Raw genomic sequence first — 21,686 nt, forward strand, 5'->3', positions numbered from 1 at the left:
TTATGAGGTTTCAGTTCATGTCCTGCTGCGCTGGGTGTCTGTGAAGCGGGTTTACCATTAACGAATAGTCTTAGTAGTACCGAAAAAATGGCAGAGAAACGCAATATCTTTCTGGTTGGGCCTATGGGTGCCGGAAAAAGCACTATTGGGCGCCAGTTAGCTCAACAACTCAATATGGAATTTTACGATTCTGATCAAGAGATTGAGAAACGAACCGGAGCTGATGTGGGCTGGGTCTTCGATGTTGAAGGTGAAGACGGCTTCCGTAATCGTGAAGAAAAAGTTATCAACGAATTGACGGAAAAACAGGGTATTGTGCTGGCAACCGGCGGTGGCTCTGTAAAATCGCGTGAAACGCGTAACCGTCTCTCCGCGCGTGGCGTCGTGGTCTACCTTGAAACGACCATCGAAAAACAACTGGCGCGCACGCAGCGTGATAAAAAACGCCCGCTGTTGCAGGTTGAAGCGCCGCCTCGCGAAGTTCTGGAAGCGCTGGCTAACGAACGCAATCCGCTGTACGAAGAGATTGCCGACGTCACCATTCGCACCGACGATCAAAGCGCTAAGGTTGTGGCAAACCAGATTATTCATATGCTGGAAAGCAACTAATTCAAGCAGAATACGCTGGGTAAGCGGGCACAAGTAACTAAGGTGGATGTCGCGTCATGGAGAGGATTACAGTCACTCTCGGGGAACGTAGTTACCCGATCACCATCGCGGCTGGTTTGTTTAACGAACCAGCTTCATTCTTGCCGCTGAAATCAGGCGATCAGGTCATGTTAGTGACCAACGAAACCCTGGCGCCGCTTTATCTGGACAAGGTTCGCGGCGTACTCGAACGGGCGGGCGTTAACGTAGACAGCGTGATTCTTCCTGACGGCGAGCAGTATAAGAGCCTGACGGTGCTGGATACGGTGTTTACGGCGTTACTGAAAAAACCGCATGGTCGTGATACCACGCTGGTCGCGCTTGGCGGCGGCGTGATTGGCGATCTCACCGGTTTTGCGGCGGCCAGCTACCAGCGAGGCGTACGTTTCATCCAGGTGCCAACTACCTTACTGTCGCAGGTTGATTCTTCCGTGGGCGGGAAAACCGCCGTCAACCATCCCCTTGGCAAAAACATGATTGGCGCGTTTTACCAACCCGCTTCTGTGGTTGTCGATCTTGATTGCCTGAAAACGCTTCCCGCACGCGAACTGGCATCGGGACTGGCAGAGGTGATCAAATACGGCATTATACTTGACGCGGACTTCTTCACCTGGCTTGAGGGTAATCTGGATGCGCTATTGCGTCTGGACGGCCCGGCGATGGCGTACTGTATTCGTCGTTGTTGCGAGCTGAAAGCCGAAGTTGTTGCCGCCGACGAGCGTGAAGCGGGCTTACGTGCTTTACTGAATCTTGGACATACCTTTGGCCACGCCATTGAAGCGGAAATGGGATATGGCAATTGGTTACATGGTGAAGCCGTTGCCGCAGGTATAGTGATGGCTGCGCGCGCATCCGAGCGTTTGGGGCAGTTCAGTTCTGCTGATACGCAGCGCATCATCGCTCTACTCGAACGGGCCGGGCTGCCAGTCAATGGCCCTTGCGAGATGTCCGCGCAGGACTATTTGCCGCACATGCTGCGAGATAAAAAAGTGTTAGCGGGGGAGCTGCGTTTAGTGCTTCCGCTGGCCATAGGGAAAAGTGAAGTGCGCGGCGGAGTGTCGCACGAAGTCGTTCTTAGCGCGATTGCTGACTGTCAGCAGGCGTAACAACAAGAAAGGTCAGACTGATATTGCGTAGATGTCAGTCTTTTAGCTTCAGGTTATGTGCAATGTCGTAAGCATTAACCTTTGAGTGGGGTGTTAAATGGATGAATTCAAACCAGAAGACGAGCTGAAACCCGATCCCAGCGATCGTCGTACTGGTCGTTCTCGTCAATCTTCAGAACGCGATAATGAGCCGCAGATCAACTTTGATGACGTTGATCTGGACGCCGACGATCGCCGTCCGACGCGTACGCGTAAAGCGCGTAGTGAAGAACCTGAAGTTGAAGAAGAGTACGAATCCGATGAAGACGATACGGTGGACGAGGAGCGTGTTGAACGCCGCCCACGTAAGCGTAAAAAAGCGGCCCATAAGCCAGCCTCTCGTCAGTACATGATGATGGGCGTTGGCGTACTGGTGCTGCTGCTGTTGATTATCGGTATCGGCTCCGCGCTGAAAGCCCCCTCTACGTCTTCCAGCGAGCCGTCGGCCTCTGGCGAAAAGAGTATCGATCTTTCCGGTAACGCCGCCGATCAGGCGAATGCGACCCAGCCTGCGCCGGGCGCCACCTCCGCAGAACAAACCGCGGGCAATACGTCGCAGGATATTTCGTTGCCGCCGATTTCTTCAACGCCGACGCAGGGACAGTCGCCTGTGGTCGCTGACGGTCAGCAGCGCGTGGAAGTGCAGGGCGATCTGAATAATGCGCTGACGCAGAATCCAGAGCAGATGAACAATGTTGCGGTGAACTCTACGTTGCCGACAGAGCCTGCAACCGTCGCGCCAGTTCGCAATGGCAGCACGACGCGTCAGGCGGCGGTTAGCGAACCTGGTGAGCGTCATACCACGCGTCCGGAACGTAAACAGGCCGTCATTGAACCTAAGAAACCGCAGACCACGGCGAAAACCACCACTGCGGAACCGAAGAAACCGGTCGCGCCAGTGAAACGCACGGAACCGGCAGCGCCAGCCGCGACGCCGAAAGCGACCACCACGACGGCTGCGCCGACAGCGACGGCAAGCGCTGCGCCGGTACAAACCGCGAAGCCAGCGCAAGCCTCGACGACGCCTGTCGCAGGCGGCGGGAAAAGCGCCGGCAACGTTGGCGCATTAAAGAGCGCGCCATCCAGCCACTACACATTGCAGCTCAGTAGTTCTTCAAATTACGACAACCTGAACGGTTGGGCGAAGAAAGAGAACCTGAAAAATTATGTGGTATACGAGACGACGCGTAATGGACAACCGTGGTATGTGCTGGTAACGGGGATGTATGCTTCGAAAGAAGATGCTAAACGTGCGGTGTCCACCTTACCTGCCGATGTGCAGGCGAAAAACCCGTGGGCAAAACCGTTGCATCAGGTTCAGGCCGATCTGAAATAATCCAGGCTGTGTCCTGCAATTGCCTGTGAGTGTCGCTGACAGCTATTTTTGTTCAGGACAGGCGCGAGGGGCGCATTTGCTACCGTCAAATGCGCCGTAAAGCAACGCGGCACAGCCTAAAGCGCAGGATGCTGTCGGAGCTTTCTCCACAGCCGGAGAAGGTGTAATTAGTTAGTCAGCATGAAAAAAAATCGCGCTTTTTTGAAGTGGGCAGGGGGAAAATACCCTCTGCTTGATGATATCAAACGACATTTGCCAAAAGGCGAGTGCCTTGTTGAACCTTTTGTGGGTGCCGGATCGGTGTTTCTTAACACCGACTTTTCTCGTTATATCCTCGCCGATATCAACAGCGACCTTATTAGCCTCTATAACATCGTGAAGTTACGTACTGACGAGTATGTACAGGCTTCGCGCGAGCTGTTTATGCCTGAAACTAACCAGGCTGAGGTCTATTACCAACTCCGTGAGGAGTTCAATACCTGCCAGGACCCCTTTCGTCGGGCGGTACTGTTTTTATATCTGAACCGCTACGGTTATAACGGACTCTGCCGCTATAACTTGCGCGGGGAATTTAATGTACCGTTTGGTCGTTATAAAAGACCTTACTTCCCGGAAGCGGAGTTGTACCACTTTGCAGAAAAAGCGCAGAATGCGTTCTTTTACTGTGAGTCATACGCAGACAGTATGGCGCGTGCGGACAAGTCGTCGGTGGTCTATTGCGATCCGCCTTATGCGCCGCTGTCCGCCACGGCTAACTTCACAGCGTATCACACCAATAGTTTTAGCCTGACGCAACAAGCGCATCTGGCGGAAATCGCTGAGAATCTGGTCAGTAACCGGATACCGGTGCTCATTTCCAACCATGATACGGCGCTCACACGCGAGTGGTATCAACTCGCAAAATTGCATGTCGTCAAAGTTAGACGCAGTATAAGCAGCAACGGCGGCACACGTAAAAAGGTGGACGAACTGCTGGCTCTGTACCAACCAGGAGTCGCAACGCCTGCAAGAAAATAATTCTCAAGGAGAAGCGGATGAAACAGTATTTGATTGCCCCCTCAATTCTGTCGGCTGATTTTGCTCGCCTGGGTGAAGACACCGCCAAAGCGCTGGCTGCCGGTGCTGATGTTGTACACTTTGACGTCATGGATAATCACTATGTGCCGAACCTGACTATCGGCCCGATGGTGCTGAAATCCCTGCGTCAGTACGGTATTACCGCGCCTATTGATGTCCACCTGATGGTCAAGCCAGTCGACCGTATCGTGCCCGACTTTGCCGCCGCTGGCGCGAGCATCATTACCTTTCACCCGGAAGCCTCCGAACATGTTGACCGCACGCTACAGTTGATTAAAGAACACGGCTGTAAAGCGGGGCTGGTATTCAACCCGGCAACGTCGCTCAGTTATCTCGATTACGTCATGGACAAACTGGATGTGATCCTGCTGATGTCCGTGAACCCAGGCTTCGGCGGCCAGTCTTTTATTCCGCAGACGCTGGATAAACTGCGCGAAGTGCGTCGCCGCATTGATGCCTCCGGTTACGACATTCGCCTGGAAGTGGACGGCGGCGTGAAGGTGAACAATATCGGCGAGATCGCCGCAGCAGGTGCGGACATGTTTGTTGCGGGGTCGGCAATTTTCGATAAACCCGACTACAAAAAAGTGATTGATGAAATGCGCAGTGAGCTGGCAAAGGTAACTCATGGATAAGTTGCAGAATATTCGGGGCGTCGCCTTTGATCTTGACGGTACGCTGGTGGATAGCGCGCCGGGTCTTGCCGCGGCGGTGGATATGGCGCTGTATGCGCTGGAACTGCCGGTCGCGGGCGAGCAGCGCGTGATTACCTGGATTGGTAACGGCGCAGACGTATTGATGGAACGCGCGCTGACCTGGGCTCGCGAGGAGCGCGCCACGCTGCGTAAGACGATGGGGAAACCGCCCGTTGATGAAGATATTCCTGCCGAGGAACAGGTACGCATTCTGCGTAAACTGTTCGACAGGTATTATGGCGAAGTGGCGGAAGAAGGCACCTTTTTATTTCCGCATGTCGCCGACACGCTGGGCGCGCTGCACGCCAGCGGATTGTCATTAGGTTTGGTGACCAACAAACCGACGCCGTTCGTCGCGCCGTTGCTGGAATCGCTTGATATCGCCAAATACTTTAGTGTGGTTATCGGCGGCGATGATGTGCAAAATAAGAAGCCGCATCCGGAGCCGCTGTTGCTGGTGGCAAGCCGACTGGGCATGATGCCGGAGCAGATGCTTTTTGTCGGCGATTCGCGTAATGATATTCAGGCTGCAAAAGCGGCGGGTTGCCCTTCGGTTGGCCTGACATACGGCTACAATTATGGCGAAGTGATCGCTCTTAGCGAGCCGGACGTCATTTATGACAGTTTTAACGATCTTTTGCCCGCACTTGGGCTTCCGCATAGCGATAACCAGGAAATAAAAAATGACTAAGCCCATCGTTTTTAGTGGCGCACAGCCCTCAGGTGAATTGACCATTGGCAACTATATGGGGGCATTGCGTCAGTGGGTAAACATGCAGGATGACTATCATTGCATCTACTGCATCGTAGACCAACATGCTATTACCGTGCGTCAGGACGCGCAGCAGCTACGTAAAGCGACGCTGGATACGCTGGCGCTGTACCTGGCATGTGGTATTGATCCTGAAAAGAGCACTATTTTCGTTCAGTCCCATGTGCCGGAACATGCGCAGCTTGGCTGGGCGCTGAACTGCTATACCTATTTCGGCGAGCTGAGCCGTATGACGCAGTTTAAAGATAAATCTGCGCGCTATGCGGAAAACATTAACGCCGGCCTGTTTGATTACCCGGTGTTGATGGCGGCAGACATCCTGTTGTACCAAACCAATCTGGTGCCGGTAGGCGAAGATCAGAAGCAGCATCTGGAACTGAGCCGCGATATCGCCCAGCGTTTTAACGGGCTGTATGGCGATATTTTCAAAGTACCGGAACCGTTTATTCCAAAATCCGGCGCGCGTGTGATGTCGCTGCTGGAGCCGACGAAGAAAATGTCCAAATCGGACGATAACCGTAATAACGTGATCGGCCTGCTGGAAGATCCGAAATCGGTAGTGAAGAAAATCAAACGTGCGGTCACTGACTCCGACGAGCCGCCGGTAGTGCGTTATGATGTGAAAGAGAAAGCGGGTGTCTCTAACCTGCTGGATATTCTTTCCGCCGTGACCGGTCAGAGCATTCCTGAACTGGAAAAACAGTTTGAAGGTAAAATGTATGGCCATTTGAAAGGCGAAGTGGCGGAGGCGGTTTCCGGAATGCTGTCTGAGTTGCAGGAGCGCTATCACCGTTTCCGCAACGACGAAGCGTTCTTGCAGAAGGTGATGAAAGACGGGGCGGAAAAAGCCAGCGCACGTGCGGCCGAAACGCTGAAAGCCGTTTACGAAGCCATTGGCTTTGTGGCGAAACCGTAAGGGTTATTGCTTGCCCGATGGCGCGAGCTTATCGGGCCTACAAACGAGCGTAAGTTGGACAAGGCATCTGCGCCGTACCGTTTATCAGACCTGTAAAAAAACCGGGAAAATCCCGGTTTTTTTGTATCTGCGCAGTCGTTTCTATTATTGATCGGCAGCCGGGCCGCAACCACCAATAATTTTAGAAATAGAAATTGCAGGGTGCAGCAAATAATCGTAGCTGCAGTTGTTTTTTTTGTTTTCGATATGACCAGTACAAGCAGTGAGCGTCGCCAGAACCCCTGCCACAACGGCAATTTTTACAAATTTAAACATTTCAAAATCCTTGTTGATAAAACGAGCACTACTGGTGGAATAAATATAAGATCTATTTAGCGTATAGTACGATAGCAATTAATGAATCATACAGGTAGTCCAAATAAGGACTTCATCTTTACCAGTAAATATGATTTAAAAAAGGCCGCTTAATAATAAGCGGCCTGTATTAGTGTTATATAATGTCGTTTATTTAACGAAATGTTTTCTTAACGTTAAGCATAAAGCCTTTATCGCTGATACCGTCTTCCTTCCACTGGTAGGCATCCAGATGTAGCGCGGTATCATTGCTGCTGTATTTCACGCCGATGGTTGCCAGACCATTAACGCCGCCGCCTTTTTGACCGTCATCCACGCCGAACGATTGACCCGCCGCACCCTGTAATGACGCTGTACGCTGGCTCTTGCTGTAGCTCAGGTTCGGGCCGCCTTCCAGGGTAGCGGTGGCGCTCCAGCCGTCTTTCCCGGCGTAATCCAGCTTCAGGCCGACAATAGAGTCTACCGCCGTTTCGTTGCCAGAGTTCATCGACAGGTTAAAATCTCCGGCACTGCGCTCTTTGTAGCCATCTTCCATGGTGTGACGGAATTTCACCCCGGCATATGGCGTGACTTTCAGCGTATCACTCATCATGGTGAAAGTTTTCGCCCCTTCACTGCGAAACTCAAGGTACTGCTGACGCATGTCGGAATCGGCAATTTTGTTGACATCGCCATAGGCGACAGAACGGCTGCTGTCGAGGTTGTGCACGTCATAACGCAGGCTGTTGTTCCACGCCAGACCTTCATCAAACGCCATGCTGTGCTTCAGGCCAAAGAACTGGCTGTAGCCGCCGGTCAGGCCGTTATCGCCTGCGGTTTTCGAACCGTCGCCATCCAGACGCGCAATACCGTACTCCAGCGTCAGATTCTGGCTGGCGGTGAGATCCAACGTCTGGCGTAATGCCAGCATATCGTACTGGGTGTCGTTGCCCAGCTCCGCGCGCGGGTCGCCTTTCGCCACTACGTTAAACGCCAGGCCGTCTTTAATCTGCGGGGCCGCGTCGGCCAGCATGTTAAAGCGGTTACTGAGGATGCGCGCTTCGCGGAACACGGTGGTGGCCTGAGCGCCGCTGACCTGTTTCAGGGCGTTGTTCAGTTCGGCGGTGGTGCCAACGTTGAGGCTGGTATACAGCTCGTTGTTGGTGTAACCGGCGTCGAGCGCACTCGCCACGCCGGAGACGCTGGCGTCGGTCGCCACATCGGCATAGGCGTTTTTGGTCATGGTGACGTCAACGTTGCCGTCGCTGTCCTGGCTACCCTGGGCGTTCCACACCACGCTGGTGGATGTGATGTTGTCCGCACCCTGGATATTGCTGCCGGTGAACGCGTTATCCACCACCACGGTGGTCTCCGCCGTGCCGCTGGTAAAACCGGTATCCACCTTCACGTTGTCGCCAATCACCAGATTATTGGCTTTCAGCGTACCGGAACTGCCATCGGCGTTGGTGCCGACAATATAGTTGGAGAGCTGCTGCGGCGCGTTTGGATCCGCTGGCGGCGTGGGGATGCTGCCCTCGGTTGGGGCGGTAGCCGCATCTGGGATAACGATGTCCGCTGTCCCGTTATGGTCGTTCTGCGTGCCCGTAGTACCCGGCGCGTAGATGTCGCAGCCGCTGTCGCACAGCAGGTTGATTTCGCCGTTGTTGATGATGGCTTTGGTCTTGCCGCCAAACGCATACGAGTCATCCGCGTAAACGTTGATCACGCCGTCTGCGGTGTTGTTTATGGTGGTGGCATTACCGTTGCCCTTGATGCCGATAAGCCCGGTGCCGTTGGTGCCGTCCTCCTTGCCCTGCTCGGTACCGACGTTGATGGTGCCGCTATTGACCAGGTTAATGACATAACTGCTGGTGCCGCCGCTAATCGCCACGGCGTTATCGCCCTGCACGTTGATAGTGCCCTGGTTGCCGAAGTTATAGCCGCGGCCCAAATTGATTAGCGGCGCATCCGGGTTAATACCGTTAATCACGCCGGTTGCGGTGTTCCAGATCCATTTGGGGTCATTGCTGCCGTTGACCGTGGTGATGGCGCTGTAACCGTTAGTGGCGGTGATGGTGCCGCTGTTCACCTGGGTCAGCGAATCGTTGGCGCGCGTCAGATTGATGATGGTGTTCTCGCCGCCTTCCACCGCGCTGCCGCTGTTGGTAAGCGTAGCGTCCTCTTCGTTATAGAAATAGAAGCTGCCGCTGACCAGCGATTTGCCATCTTCCGCCACCGTCATATCGCCAGTATTGACGATTTCCTGCTGGTAGCTGGTGCCCGCTATGGAGCCGGTGAAATCGCCGTTATTGTAAAAAGTGACGTCGCCATTAAGGGTTAACAGATCGGTGGTGATGCTGCCGTCCGCTTCATTAAAGAGGCTGTGCCAGGTGGAAATAGCGTTCGCGTCCAGCGTCCCGTAGTTGGCCAGCGCGTTAGCCCCGCCGTTAATCGTCAGGGTACCGTTGACGGTGAGCGAGGCCCCCGTCTCGTTGTACAGCCAGCCCCCGTTAACGTCCACATCGCCGTTCAGCGTTTCATTGCCGTAATTCGCCAGCGTGCCGTTGGTGAAGAAACCCGCATCAGAGGTCTGGGTGTCGCTGTCGCCGCTGCCGGGCAGGGACTGGATCCAGATTTTATCCGTTGGCGTACTGCCCATGTGTGAATCAGTATCATCCATCGGGCTGCCGTTGAGGTTGATAGCGCCGTTATTGATGATGTAGCTGGTACTGTCGCTCAGGAACGCCTGGCCGTAATCAGCATCAATATTGATGGTGCCAGTCGTATCGTTAATCACGATGCCGCCGTTGAGCGCCGCCATCCCGACCAGCTCGTTTGCCTGGCCGGTCACGCCCTCATCGGCGGTCAGGGTGATCACGCCCTGGTTAATGGCGGTACCGCCATTAAGCGCCATCATGCCGAACCCGGCGTTATTAACGGTAATGGTGCCGGTGTTGGTAGCGGTAGCGTCGCCATCGCCACCGTCGGTGGAACCCGCCACCATTCCTGAGCTGGTGAGATAGAGCGATGATGGCTGCCAGTAGCTGGTGCCAGTGATGTTGTTTTCATCGTCCAGCGTCGGGATAAAACCATCCAGGTAAATATCGCCTTCGTTTATCGCTGTTCCTCTGCTGGCGCTAACGCCATATACGCCTGCGCCCTGCAAATGGATAGTTGCGCCTTTATCATTGATAACGCTGCCGTATCCGGAGGACAGCATGGCGTAAAAGGTGTGGGTGTACCATTTCAGTGGGTATACGCTTATACCACCGATGTACGCCGGCGTTTGGTCAGAAATAACGGTGATATCCCCGCCAGCCTTGTTCTGAACAACAGAGCCGTTACCGTTAGCCTGAGTAATACCTGTACGGTCATCGCTGCCGCTGACGTTATTGCCCGTTGCATAAATAAGGATATTGCCGCTGTTGCTGATTTCTGCGCCATCGTCAGCGCGCATGATGGTATATACGCCCTGACTGGTGATGCTGCCGTTGTTTTCAATCGATGAACTTTCCCCGTCGGCCATTAGCAAGGCATTTGAGGTGAAATTGAACGAATCCACATATTTGGCATTAATATCAATAACTGAGCTGTCGTCCAAAACCAGTGTGCCGCCATTTTTGACCTGAGCCAGCACGACATTGCCGCCGCTAAGAGTTGCCGTATCTACCGTAGAGTGACCGCTTAGCGTGGCTTCGCTGTTTCCATTGATATCAATACCATGAATAAGCACATCGTCAATATCGCCATATTCGCTGTGAGTAACATTAATACCGCCATCGATCGCGACACTGTTCCCGTCACCCGTCACGTTTAAGCCAACGACGTTCAGATATTGTCCGCTGCCAGCGGACTGATCGCTAACATCAATGTTAAGCCCGCCATCGAGCGAAATATTATTGTTGTCACCGCCGACAGTGACGCCGGTTAGTGATGTATCGCTGGCTATCAGAGAGTCCTGCATATAGTCAGCACTCATATTGACATTACCAGTGATATTAACGGTGTTGCTATCGCCACTGATGTTCACACCCGTTGCACCACGAAATACGCCATCGCTGTCCTGTGCTGAGGTAACGTTAATATCGCCATCCAGCTCAACCTGCGCCGTATTGCCGCTCACCTGCGCGCCTGTACCATTGAGGCTGACGCTGATATCGCCTTTATTTTTTAACGTGTTTTGTTCGCCTGCGACGATAAAACCCACGGAACCTTCGTCGCGCACGGTGGTGTGGCCGGTATTTTTAGCTTCGTTGCCGGTGCCGTAGGTGATGATACCCGTCGCGCCATCGGTGACCAGCAGATCGCCCGCCTGGGTCAGGCTACCGTTGTCGCCGTTGATAACCACGGCGACAGAGCCCGCGCCATCCACGGTAATATCGCCGGTATTGGCGATATGGGCGTTATCGCCGTTAATTTGCGTACCGGTGGCGCCGCCGGAGAGGGTCTGATTACCTTCATTGATAACGAGCGCATTGTCGCCGTCAATATACAGCGCCGTTGAGTCCGCGCCGCTGACGGTGGTGTCCCCGGCGTTATCGATAACCGCGTTATCGCCGGTAATGTGGCCGCCGGTGCCGCCATCGGCGATGGTCATGTCACCGTCGTTGCTGACGCGTGCGCTATTGCCGTCGATGATGGTGCCGGTGGAGCCTGCGCCGCTGATACTGGAGGTACCGGTATTCTTAATCGTGGTGTTGTCGCCATCAATGATGATGGCGGTGCCGCCGCCGCTTACGGTAATGTCGCCGGAGAAACCGGTGGTGGTGCCGTTGCCGGAAATCAGCGCGCCGATGGCGTTGTCCACCGTTGAGTTGCCTGAAATGGTGTTGGTGGTGCTGTCGCCGGAGATTACCATGCCGGTGGCGCCATCGGTCACGCTGGCGTCCCCGGAGAGCGTGTTGGTGGTGTGGTTGCCGGAAATAATCGCGCCGGTACGGCCCTGGCCGCTGATATCCATGCCGCGATCGGTGGTATTCGATTTGCCATCGCCGGTGATAACCGTGGTTTTATCGTCGGCAATAATCAGATAGCCCCGGCTGTCGTACTTCCAGTAGAGACCGTTTTCCTGGGTGCCTTCAATCACGGCGGCATTGGCGTCGGTCACGTCCCAGCCGGTGACGTTCAGCGTTTTGCCGTCTGCGGTGGTGAGCTGCCACTGGTTGTCCTGTTCTGAATAATTCCACACGGCACCCTCGAGAACGCTGCCGTTATCCAGTTTGAAGCTATCGAAGGTCAGGGTGTCTTTGCCTTTATCGATGGTGACGCCGTTGCTGAAGGTAATAACAGAGTCATCTGGGGGCGTGTCGTCGTCATCGCCGCTATCATCGGGCGGGGTCACATCGTCATCGCCGCTATCGTCGGGCGGGGTTACATCGTCATCGCCGCTATCGTCGGGCGGGGTTACATCGTCATCGCCGCTATCGTCAGGCGGGGTTACATCGTCATCGCCGCTATCGTCGGGCGGGGTTACATCGTCATCGCCGCTATCGTCGGGCGGGGTCACATCGCCATCGCCGCTATCGTCGGGCGGGGTCACATCATCATCGCCGCTATCATCGGGTGGGGTTACATCGTCATCGCCGCTATCATCGGGTGGGGTTACATCGTCATCGCCGCTATCATCGGGCGGGATCACATTGTCATCGCCGCCATCGTCAGGCGGGGTGACGTTGCCGCCATCGTCGGGTGGGGTAACGTCGCCGCCATTATCGGGCGTAGGGGGGGTATAAGAATGAGTAGAATCTCCGCCACCGTTATTTTCAACGCCAATAGCCACACCTGCGACCAGTGCAGCAACGCCGCCAGCAACCCAGCCCCAGTGATTATCATTTTCAGGTGTAGCAAGGCAGGTCGGTGAGAGTTTTGCGCGTTTTTCTTTAGGCAGAGAGGAGATATTACTGGGACATTCTTTTTCATCATCGTTATTTTCTGCGGCGATGGCCGGAATGTAATAACTTTGTAGCGTTAAAGCGATAGCGATAGAAATAAGTTTTTTCTTTTGCATAGGGTTCATCCTTAATTAATATTTTCCTTGCGTACTAAACATATGCAGAGAGCGGTACAGGCAATGATGAAATGGCCAGAAGAAAAATTATGCTTTAGTGTTTATTTTATCACCCGATAACCAGGTCAGGTCAAATTGAGTGCTTAACGGTGTTATTTATTGTATGAATGAATAAGAGGTGAATTTGACGAATAAAAGGGTTTTTAGGCAGAATTATTACTATTTAAATTTTTCTGGTGTATTTAAAGTTGATTTCTTAATTCACTTTTAAGTGAAAATAATTTGAGATTACGAGTAGTTGTAAAATAAAGCCCTGTTATTCAGGGCTTTATTTTAATTAATAATTAGAGAACCAATTTAATTTATCGCGTAAGCCAACGACCCGGCCAACGATAATCAGCGCCGGGCTTTCAACCTGTTGCGCTAATTCACCAAGCTGCGTCAGCACACCGTGGACGACGCGTTGCTTCACAGAGGTACCGTTTTCTACCAGCGCAACCGGCATATCGGCCTGCATACCGAATGCGATCAGTTTTTCCTGGATAGTCGCTGCCTGATTCAGCCCCATGTAGAACACCAGCGTCTGTTTTTCTGCCGCCAGGTTTTCCCAGTCCAGCTCGCCGCCGGTTTTCAGGTGACCCGTGACCAGACGTACGCTCTGGGCGTAATCGCGATGGGTTAGCGGAATACCGGAGTAGGCGGAGCAGCCGGAAGCCGCGGTAATCCCCGGCACTACCGAGAAAGGAATACCGGCATGACACAGCGTTTCCAGCTCTTCACCGCCGCGACCAAAGATAAAGGGATCGCCGCCTTTCAGGCGTACCACGCGTTTACCTTTTTGCGCTTCACGCAGCAGGATCTGGTTGATTTCTTCCTGTGGGACGCAGTGGTAACCTGCGCGTTTCCCCACAAAGACCCGATCGGCATCGCGGCGTACCAGGTTCATAATGTCGTCGGAGACGAGGCGATCGTAAACCACGATATCCGCCTGTTGGATTTGTTGTAACCCTTTCAGCGTCAGCAGTCCGGCATCGCCCGGCCCGGCACCGACCAGCACGACTTCGCCACGGTGATCCAGCGGTTCGCTAAACAGGCGTTCGGTTGTCGCGTTAACCGCTTTCTCATCGGCATTCGCCAGCGACTGCGCCAGCCGGTCATTGACGAAAAATTTTTCCCAGAAGCGACGACGCTCGCCCATCGTGGCAAACTGCTTTTTCACTCGGGCGCGGAGTTGCCCGGCATAGCGCGCGACCTGCCCCAGATGCTGCGGCAGCAGCGATTCCAGCTTCTCGCGCAGCAGACGCGCCAGCACCGGGGAAGTGCCGCCCGAGGAGACGGCGACCATCAGCGGCGAGCGGTCAATAATGGAGGGCATGATAAAGCTGGCGGCTTTCGGCGCATCCACCACGTTGCAGAAGATACGGCGTGACTCCGCCGCGTCGCTGACGCGCTGGTTGACGGTATCGTCGTCAGTGGCCGCGATCGCCAGCCAACACGAGTCGAGAAGCGTTTCGTCGAACGGACCCTCAACCAGAGTCAACATGCCTTCATTTGCCCATACGGTGAACTGTGGAATGAAGGTTAGCGCATTGACCGTTAAACGTGCGCCTGCTTCCAGCAGTAACCGTGCTTTGCGTTCTGCGACATCGCCACCGCCGACGATCAGACAGTCGCGGTCGCGTAATTGACAAAATATAGGCAAATGGTCCACGACATTACCCCTTAATGGTTGGCTGTAACCTTAATTTGGTTGGTTTTTTGCGGAACAGGACGCTCCGATTTCGGCGTAGCATACCAATAACCCAATCCCATGAACACGACGCCGGACAAAGTATTACCCAGAGTGACCCATAACAGGTTGTGTCCGATTCCGGACAGGGTATAGGCGTCGCTGTGATGACCAAACCAGGAGAGGGCGAACAGCGTCATATTCGCGACGGAGTGCTCGTAGCCGGAAGCGATAAACGCCAGCAGACACCACCAGATAGCAAGAAATTTTGCCGTGCCTTCGGTGCGGATTGCCATCCAGATTGCCAGACAAACCAGCCAGTTACACAGCGCGCCTTTGAAGAACAGTACTGTGGCGGGCGCGGTGGTTTTCGCCAGCGCGACTGAGTGAACGATGCTGGTATCGACCGGCAACAAACTGCCGCCGCCCCAGCTGTAAAGCAGGGCGACAAAGACGGAACCGACCAGGTTGCCGAGCCAGGTTTGCGGCAGGATAGCCCACATTTGACCGTGGCTGATAGTGCCTGCTTTGACGCCCAGCGTCAGGAACATGGTGTGACCGGTAAACAGTTCAGAACCCGCGATGATGACCAGCGTTAAGGCGATACCAAAGGTTGCACCCATCACCAGAGGACGTACGGATGGGTCGAGCAGATTGCCGAGGGTGAAAATAAGAATGATGCCAAGACCGACATAAGCCCCGGCCATTGCCGAACTGACCCAGAAGCCGAGCGGATTATTCGCCGACAGGCGTGCGATGCGCGCAGCGTTAGCCGCACACTTATTAATAGTGTCTGTAAACATTTGATTATCCTTTTCTCACTTCATCCTTTGCACTGCCTCTTTGTTGGCTGCCCTCGCTCACCCCAGTCACATAGTGAACTATGCTCCTGGGGATTTGCTCAGTTGCCGCCGCGATGCAGTACAAATGATTTTGTGATAACAATTAAAATGAAAAAAATACAAAAAAGGGGAGGCGTTGCGCCTCCCAAAAATAATTAACCGCGCAACTGCACCACGCCGTCTTTTACCCGCGCGTCGTAATGTTTCACAGAGAACTGCTCATCTTCCATGCACAGCCCATCGCTCAGGCGAAAGCGCTGTTTCTTCAGCGGGCTGGCGACCCACAGTTCGCCCTGGTGTTCCGCAATCAGTCCACGAGACAGCACGCTGGCTTCAAAGAACGGGTCGATGTTGCTGATCGCGAATACCTGATCGCTATGGTAAGGACGGAAAATCGCGACTTGTTCAGTACCTAACAGCGCGCAGACGCCGGTTCCCGGCAGAATGTCATCGATTTTGCAGATGTTTTGCCACTGGCTCATGCGTTTTCCTCCACCAGAGTGACCGGGATACGTTCATACGGCGTGGCCGGTCGATGCTGTTCACGTTCCGGGACGACCTGGACATTTGGGTCGCGCTTGTCGCTGTTGATAAAGTGCTTAAAGCGAACCTGTGCGGATGGGGTGTTAACGGTTTCTGTCCACTCGCAGACCACCGCTGCGCGCAGGCGCGCCATCTCTTCCTCCAGATGTTCGTTCAGGCCCAGCTTATCGTCGATGATGACCGATTTCAGATACTCGATGCCGCCTTCCAGGTTGTCTAACCACGGCGCGGTACGGGTCAGTTTGTCGGCAGTACGGATGTAGAACATCATAAAGCGGTCGAGATACTTGAGCAGCGTTTCGCGATCGAGATCGGCTGCCAGTAGATCCGCGTGACGCGGTTTCATGCCGCCGTTACCGCAAACGTACAGGTTCCAGCCTTTCTCAGTGGCGATGATACCGACATCTTTACCCTGCGCTTCCGCACATTCACGGGTACAGCCGGAGACACCGAACTTCATCTTGTGCGGGGTGCGAATGCCTTTGTAGCGGTTTTCCAGCTCCACGCCGAAACCGACGCTGTCGCCCACGCCGTAGCGGCACCAGGTGCTGCCGACGCAGGTTTTCGCCATCCGCAGCGCTTTGGCATACGCGTGACCGGTTTCGAAGCCCGCTTCAATCAGCTGACGCCAGATTTCCGGCAGATCGTCTTTTTGCGCGCCAAACAGACCGATACGCTGAGAACCGGTGATTTTGGTATAGAGGTTAAACTCGCGGGCGATACGACCCACGGCCACCAGACCTTCCGGGGTGATTTCACCGCCAGCGGAGCGCGGGATCACCGAGTAAGTACCGTCTTTCTGGATATTCGCCAGGAAGTTGTCGTTAGTATCCTGTAGCGGCGTGTGCTGCGGTTTGAGGATGTATTCGTTCCAGCACGACGCCAGCAGCGAACCGACGGTCGGCTTACACACTTCGCAGCCGTAGCCTTTACCGTGTTTCGCCAGCAGTTCTTCAAAGGTTTTGATACCTTCCACGCGGATTAAGTGGAACAGTTCCTGACGAGAATAAGCAAAGTGCTCGCACAGGTTGTTGTTGACTTCAATACCCTGTTTCGCCAGTTCGGCGTTCAGTACCTGCGTCACCAGCGGGATGCAGCCGCCGCAGCCGGTGCCGGCTTTGGTTTCCGCTTTCAGCGCCGCCACGGTATGGCAGCCTTTATTGATAGCGGCGATCAGATCGCCTTTAGTCACATCGAAGCAGGAGCAGATCTGCGCGCTGTCCGGCAGTTTATCCACGCCGATAGCGGGTTTACCACTGCCCGCGTGCGACGGCAGGATCAGCGAATCCGGGTTTTCCGGCAGTTCGATGGCGTTCAGTACCAGTTGCAGCAAATTGCCGTAATCGCTGGTGTCCCCGACCAGTACTGCGCCGAGCAGCGTTTTGTTATCTTCGCTGACAATAAGACGTTTGTAGACTTCTTTGCTTTCATCGAGGTAAACGTAGCTACGCGCGCCCGGCGTGCGGCCATGCGCGTCGCCGATGCCGCCGACGTCCACGCCCAGCAGCTTCAGCTTGGCGCTGAGGTCCGCGCCTTCAAAGGCGTTTTCACTGCCGAGGATATGGTCAACGGCGACCTGGGCCATTTTATAGCCTGGTGCGACCAGACCGTAAACGCGGTTGTTCCAACTGGCGCACTCGCCGATAGCGTAGATATCCGGGTCGGACGTCTGGCAGGTGTCGTTAATCACGATCCCGCCGCGCTGCGCGACGGCCAGACCACACTGGGTAGCCAGCTTGTCGCGTGGGCGAATACCGGTAGAGAAGACGATAAAATCGACTTCCAGCTCGCTGCCATCGGCAAAACGCATAGTCTTACGCGCTTCGTTACCCTGCTGAACAATCTCTTGCGTGTTTTTACTGGTGTGTACACGCACGCCCATGCTTTCGATCTTGCGACGTAGCTGCTCGCCGCCCATCTGATCGAGCTGTTCCGCCATCAGCATTGGCGCAAATTCAATGACGTGCGTTTCCACGCCGAGGTTTTTCAGCGCGCCAGCGGCTTCCAGCCCCAGCAGACCGCCGCCGACCACCGCCCCGCGCTTGCTGCGACGGGCGCAGGCTTCAATGGCGTTGAGGTCTTCAATGGTACGGTAAACGAAGCAATCCTGGGTTTCGGAGCCTTTAATCGGCGGAATCCACGGATATGAACCGGTCGCCATGATCAGCTTGTCATAATAAACGGTACGACCCGCGCTGGAGTGAATCACTTTCTCCTGACGGTTAATGGTAATTGCGCGTTCGCCAACCAGTACCTTCACGCCGTGCTTCTCGTAAAATCCTTCACGCACCAGAGAGAGCTCTTCCGCGGTGTGGTGAGAGAAGTAGGATGACAGGTGGACACGGTCATAGGCTTTACGGGGTTCTTCACAGAACACGGTAATGTCGAACAGGCTAGCGTCGGATTTATCAAGGAGATCCTCAATAAAGCGGTGGCCGACCATACCATTACCGATAATAGCGAGTCTGACTTTGCTCATTTTTGCCTCGATTTCTTTTCTATTACCGCCTACCTTAACGATTCAGCAACCCCGCTTATTGATGTAAATCAAATTCACCTTTATATACCTCTTAATGGGTATATGGCTGATTTGTCTGGATTTTTATAAGTGACGGAATTGTCAGGTTTTTCAGGTTTGTACAAATAACATACAAAATGAGGGGTTTTTAGACCAACAGGCCTACCTCGTCAGGAGGGGGGGGAGAGTGCCGGAGGGCGACGTCGCCATCCGGCAATCATTATCAATGCGCCGCTGGCGAACTATGCTGGCGATGACGGGATACAAAGCCGAGCGCAAAGCACATCACAAAGACCACCGCATACAGACCATTCGCGGTGAGTAACGCCGCCTGTGGACCGCTGTGCGCCACAATCGGGCCGGTGACGACGAAGGTCAGCATCGTTCCGATAGTGCCGCAGGTCAGAATAAAGTTAACCAGCTTAGGCGAGGCCACTTTCGTTTGCTGCGATCCCAGCGTAATGATGGAGGTATAAATGGCGCTGGAGAAGAAGCCCAGCGTCAGAATAAACCACGGCATATGCGCCTGCGTGCCGGTAATAAACAAATACATCAGTACCGCTGCCATACCCGCCAGTACGGTCAGAATGCGTTGCAGATCGAAAAAGCGCAGGATAAAGCTGAACGCCCACATGCCGAACATATAGGACATCCAGAAATCACTCACCAGCGCCCCGGCGTCATTCAGGCTCATGCCGAGGCCTTTGGCGTATTCCGGCACCCAGGAGATAAAGCCCAATTGACCGAGGATATAGCACAGCGCGGCGACGGCGAGAAACAGTACGCCAATGCCCCATTTTTCTTTGACGACAGGCGCCTGAGAGTGCTGCGCATGTTTACCCAGCGCCGGAAATTCACAGCCGAAGGTCAGGATGAAAATCGCCAGGTAGACCAGGCCGATACAGGCGTAGACCCAGTACCACTCAATACTACGCGCCAGCAGGAAGGCGGCGACCATAGGAAAAATCATCCCCGCCATGCTGAAGAAGGAGTCGGTAAACAGCAGTCGGGAACCGCGCTGACGCCCTTCATACAGTTGCGTAATCAGGAAGGTGCCAATCGACATGGTGATCCCGCTGACCAGCCCCAGCACAAACATCGCCGCTGAGAACAACGCCAGGCTGTGGCTGAACATCAGCCCGGCCACCGCCAGCACCATCAGGATAAAACCAAAGCGTAGCTGTGTTTTCAGCGGGATGATTTCCATCAGCCACGCGTTGAGGAAGATCGAGATCAAAATCCCGGCGTTCAGGAAAGTAAAGGTGTTACTCATGCTGGAAACGGGCAGCTGAAAATAGTCTGCGATATTTCCCATCACCATCCCGGTGACAATCACCAGCGCCCCGGTCAGGGCGTAGGAAAGAAAGCTGATCCATGTGAGCTTGATGCGGTTGCTGTTAGTCATGTCTGGCCTTGAAGAGAAGTGAAGCGCGTGGAGGGCGCGTTAAGCGGGCAGATTTTAGGCGCTTTTGTGATGCATTTAAATAATTATTAGTGATAGTAATGTTCATTGCATTTTTTAATGTGATGTTTGTCACATCATATTGCAAGAATACGGCGTTGCGTCGTAACGTTACATTTGTTTCATATACGTAAAATTAGGTAAAGGGCTGGCCTGGCCCAGGAAGGCTCTTTAAAATCATTCCACTTGCTTTATTTCTGCTCTCTTTAAGGAAATCTCATGCTCAAATCGACTCTGGCGGCTGTCGCAGCTGTTTTCGCTCTTTCTGCTCTTTCTCCCGCAGCGTTGGCAGCAAAAGGCGATCCTCATGTGCTGTTAACCACCTCCGCCGGGAATATTGAGCTGGAGCTGAACAGCCAGAAAGCGCCGGTTTCTGTGAAAAACTTTGTCGATTACGTCAACAGTGGTTTCTATAACAACACTACGTTTCACCGCGTTATTCCTGGCTTCATGATTCAGGGCGGTGGTTTTAACGAGCAGATGCAGCAGAAGAAACCGAATCCGCCGATTAAGAATGAAGCCGACAACGGTCTGCGTAATACTCGCGGCACGATCGCGATGGCGCGCACCGCAGATAAAGACAGCGCCACCAGCCAGTTCTTTATTAACGTCGCGGATAACGCTTTTCTCGACCACGGCCAGCGCGACTTTGGCTATGCGGTATTTGGTAAAGTGGTAAAAGGTATGGATGTCGCCGATAAAATCTCACAGGTACCGACGCACGATGTCGGGCCTTATCAGAATGTGCCGACAAAACCAGTCGTTATCCTTTCCGCGAAAGTCCTGCCATAAAACATGCCAGCGCGGGCGCGAGCCGCCCGCGTTTTCTCCCTGTCTCAGCGTAACCTGAAATTGCTGCTTATACTTGTGGTCAAGCACAGACATATTCAGGGAGGCCCGGTGAAGAAACTTACCGATAAACAAAAGTCACGCTTTTGGGAACAGCGGCGCAACGTTAATTTCCAGCAAAGCCGCCGTCTCGAAGGTATTGAGATCCCTTTAGTAACTCTGACCGCCGATGAAGCGCTGGCACGTCTTGACGAGCTTCGGAGGCACTATGAGCGATAAATTTGGCGAAGGGCGCGATCCGTACCTCTATCCGGGGCTGAATGTGATGCGTAATCGGCTGGGAATTCATCAGGCCCAGCGACTGGCGCAAGCGGCATATGAAATGACCGCGCTCCGCGCCGCCACGATTGAACTGGGGCCGCTGGTACGCGGCTTGCCTCATCTGTGCGCGATTCATCGCCAGCTCTATCAGGATATTTTCGACTGGGCAGGGCAACTGCGGGAGGTCGATATTTACCAGGGCGATACCCGTTTCTGCCACTTTGCCTATATCGAAAAAGAGGGCAACGCTCTGATGCAGGATCTGGAAGAAGAGGGCTATCTGGTCGGTCTGCCACACGAGAAGTTTGTCGAGCGGCTGGCGCATTACTACTGTGAAATTAACGTGCTTCATCCGTTTCGTTTGGGAAGCGGGCTGGCGCAGCGCATCTTCTTTGAACAGTTGGCGCTACATGCAGGCTACGCGCTGAGTTGGCAAGGTATTGCGGTTGAAACATGGAAGCAGGCGAACCAGAGCGGCGCGATGGGCGATCTCTCCGCTTTGCAGGCGATTTTTCAGAAAGCGATAAGCGAAGCTCGCGAAACTGAGTAAAAT

General features: G+C 54.0%; 17 protein-coding genes. 10 read left to right on the forward strand and 7 right to left on the reverse strand.

Features of this window, described 5'->3' with window-relative positions; all coding sequences use genetic code 11:
• The first annotated feature begins 87 nt into the window (after window positions 1–87).
• From aroK to trpS, 7 genes are all read left to right on the forward strand, one after another.
• A complete protein-coding gene (aroK, locus tag ACLD4F_RS17990) occupies window positions 88–609 on the forward strand; it encodes a shikimate kinase AroK (RefSeq protein ID WP_000818621.1) in 522 nt (173 codons plus the stop codon).
• A 56-nt stretch (window positions 610–665) separates the two neighbouring features.
• Window positions 666–1,754 carry a 3-dehydroquinate synthase gene (aroB, locus tag ACLD4F_RS17995; RefSeq protein WP_000439824.1) on the forward strand — a complete coding sequence of 363 codons (1,089 nt, stop codon included), beginning with the start codon at window positions 666–668 and terminating at the stop codon, window positions 1,752–1,754.
• A gap of 97 nt (window positions 1,755–1,851) precedes the next feature.
• Window positions 1,852–3,129, forward strand: coding sequence for a cell division protein DamX (gene damX / locus ACLD4F_RS18000; protein ID WP_079944569.1), 1,278 nt, complete (start codon window positions 1,852–1,854; stop codon window positions 3,127–3,129).
• 180 nt (window positions 3,130–3,309) lie between these two features.
• Entirely contained in the window at window positions 3,310–4,146 is an 837-nt protein-coding gene (dam, locus tag ACLD4F_RS18005) for an adenine-specific DNA-methyltransferase (protein ID WP_000742132.1), read from the forward strand.
• Window positions 4,147–4,163: 17 nt separating this feature from the next.
• Window positions 4,164–4,841 (forward strand): ribulose-phosphate 3-epimerase, encoded by a 678-nt coding sequence (gene rpe, locus ACLD4F_RS18010; protein ID WP_000816287.1) that lies wholly within the window; start codon window positions 4,164–4,166, stop codon window positions 4,839–4,841.
• Window positions 4,834–5,592: a phosphoglycolate phosphatase gene (gph, locus tag ACLD4F_RS18015; protein WP_079944570.1), complete on the forward strand. Its 759-nt coding sequence runs from the start codon at window positions 4,834–4,836 to the stop codon at window positions 5,590–5,592. The genes rpe and gph overlap by 8 nt, the downstream gene beginning before the upstream one ends.
• Entirely contained in the window at window positions 5,585–6,589 is a 1,005-nt protein-coding gene (gene trpS, locus ACLD4F_RS18020; protein ID WP_000165562.1) for a tryptophan--tRNA ligase, read from the forward strand. The genes gph and trpS overlap by 8 nt, the downstream gene beginning before the upstream one ends.
• Window positions 6,590–6,733: 144 nt before the next feature.
• On the opposite strand, the gene ACLD4F_RS18025 is transcribed toward trpS, so the two are convergent.
• The 7 genes from ACLD4F_RS18025 to tsgA form a co-directional block, all read right to left on the reverse strand.
• The gene (locus tag ACLD4F_RS18025) at window positions 6,734–6,904 is read right to left on the reverse strand and encodes a YhfL family protein (RefSeq protein ID WP_000472323.1); all 171 of its coding nucleotides are present in this window, start codon (window positions 6,902–6,904) and stop codon (window positions 6,734–6,736) included.
• 193 nt (window positions 6,905–7,097) lie between these two features.
• Window positions 7,098–12,938 carry an autotransporter adhesin BigA gene (bigA, locus tag ACLD4F_RS18030; RefSeq protein WP_411010969.1) on the reverse strand — a complete coding sequence of 1,947 codons (5,841 nt, stop codon included), beginning with the start codon at window positions 12,936–12,938 and terminating at the stop codon, window positions 7,098–7,100.
• A gap of 328 nt (window positions 12,939–13,266) precedes the next feature.
• Window positions 13,267–14,640 (reverse strand): siroheme synthase CysG, encoded by a 1,374-nt coding sequence (cysG, locus tag ACLD4F_RS18035; RefSeq protein WP_000349897.1) that lies wholly within the window; start codon window positions 14,638–14,640, stop codon window positions 13,267–13,269.
• Window positions 14,641–14,651: 11 nt separating this feature from the next.
• Window positions 14,652–15,461 (reverse strand): nitrite transporter NirC, encoded by an 810-nt coding sequence (nirC, locus tag ACLD4F_RS18040; protein WP_000493576.1) that lies wholly within the window; start codon window positions 15,459–15,461, stop codon window positions 14,652–14,654.
• Window positions 15,462–15,655: 194 nt separating this feature from the next.
• On the reverse strand, window positions 15,656–15,982 hold the full coding sequence (gene nirD, locus ACLD4F_RS18045; RefSeq protein WP_000084812.1) for a nitrite reductase small subunit NirD: 327 nt from the start codon (window positions 15,980–15,982) through the stop codon (window positions 15,656–15,658).
• Complete coding sequence (gene nirB, locus ACLD4F_RS18050; RefSeq protein WP_076727287.1) at window positions 15,979–18,522, reverse strand: NADPH-nitrite reductase large subunit; 2,544 nt, start codon at window positions 18,520–18,522, stop codon at window positions 15,979–15,981. The genes nirD and nirB overlap by 4 nt, the downstream gene beginning before the upstream one ends.
• Window positions 18,523–18,784: 262 nt before the next feature.
• Window positions 18,785–19,966 (reverse strand): MFS transporter TsgA, encoded by a 1,182-nt coding sequence (gene tsgA, locus ACLD4F_RS18055; protein WP_000185268.1) that lies wholly within the window; start codon window positions 19,964–19,966, stop codon window positions 18,785–18,787.
• A gap of 276 nt (window positions 19,967–20,242) precedes the next feature.
• Here tsgA and ppiA point away from each other — a divergent pair, with 276 nt between their 5' ends.
• The 3 genes from ppiA to ACLD4F_RS18070 all read left to right on the forward strand — a co-directional run bounded on the left by ppiA (window position 20,243) and on the right by ACLD4F_RS18070 (window position 21,683).
• Entirely contained in the window at window positions 20,243–20,815 is a 573-nt protein-coding gene (gene ppiA / locus ACLD4F_RS18060; RefSeq protein WP_000920478.1) for a peptidylprolyl isomerase A, read from the forward strand.
• Window positions 20,816–20,923: 108 nt separating this feature from the next.
• Window positions 20,924–21,091, forward strand: coding sequence for a YhfG family protein (locus tag ACLD4F_RS18065; protein WP_001519136.1), 168 nt, complete (start codon window positions 20,924–20,926; stop codon window positions 21,089–21,091).
• Complete coding sequence (locus ACLD4F_RS18070) at window positions 21,081–21,683, forward strand: putative adenosine monophosphate-protein transferase Fic (RefSeq protein WP_024798402.1); 603 nt, start codon at window positions 21,081–21,083, stop codon at window positions 21,681–21,683. The genes ACLD4F_RS18065 and ACLD4F_RS18070 overlap by 11 nt, the downstream gene beginning before the upstream one ends.
• Window positions 21,684–21,686 lie beyond the last annotated feature (3 nt).

Origin of the sequence: Salmonella sp. 741265050_HSA, from assembly GCF_046569445.1 — a bacterium.
Lineage (GTDB): Bacteria > Pseudomonadota > Gammaproteobacteria > Enterobacterales > Enterobacteriaceae > Salmonella > Salmonella enterica.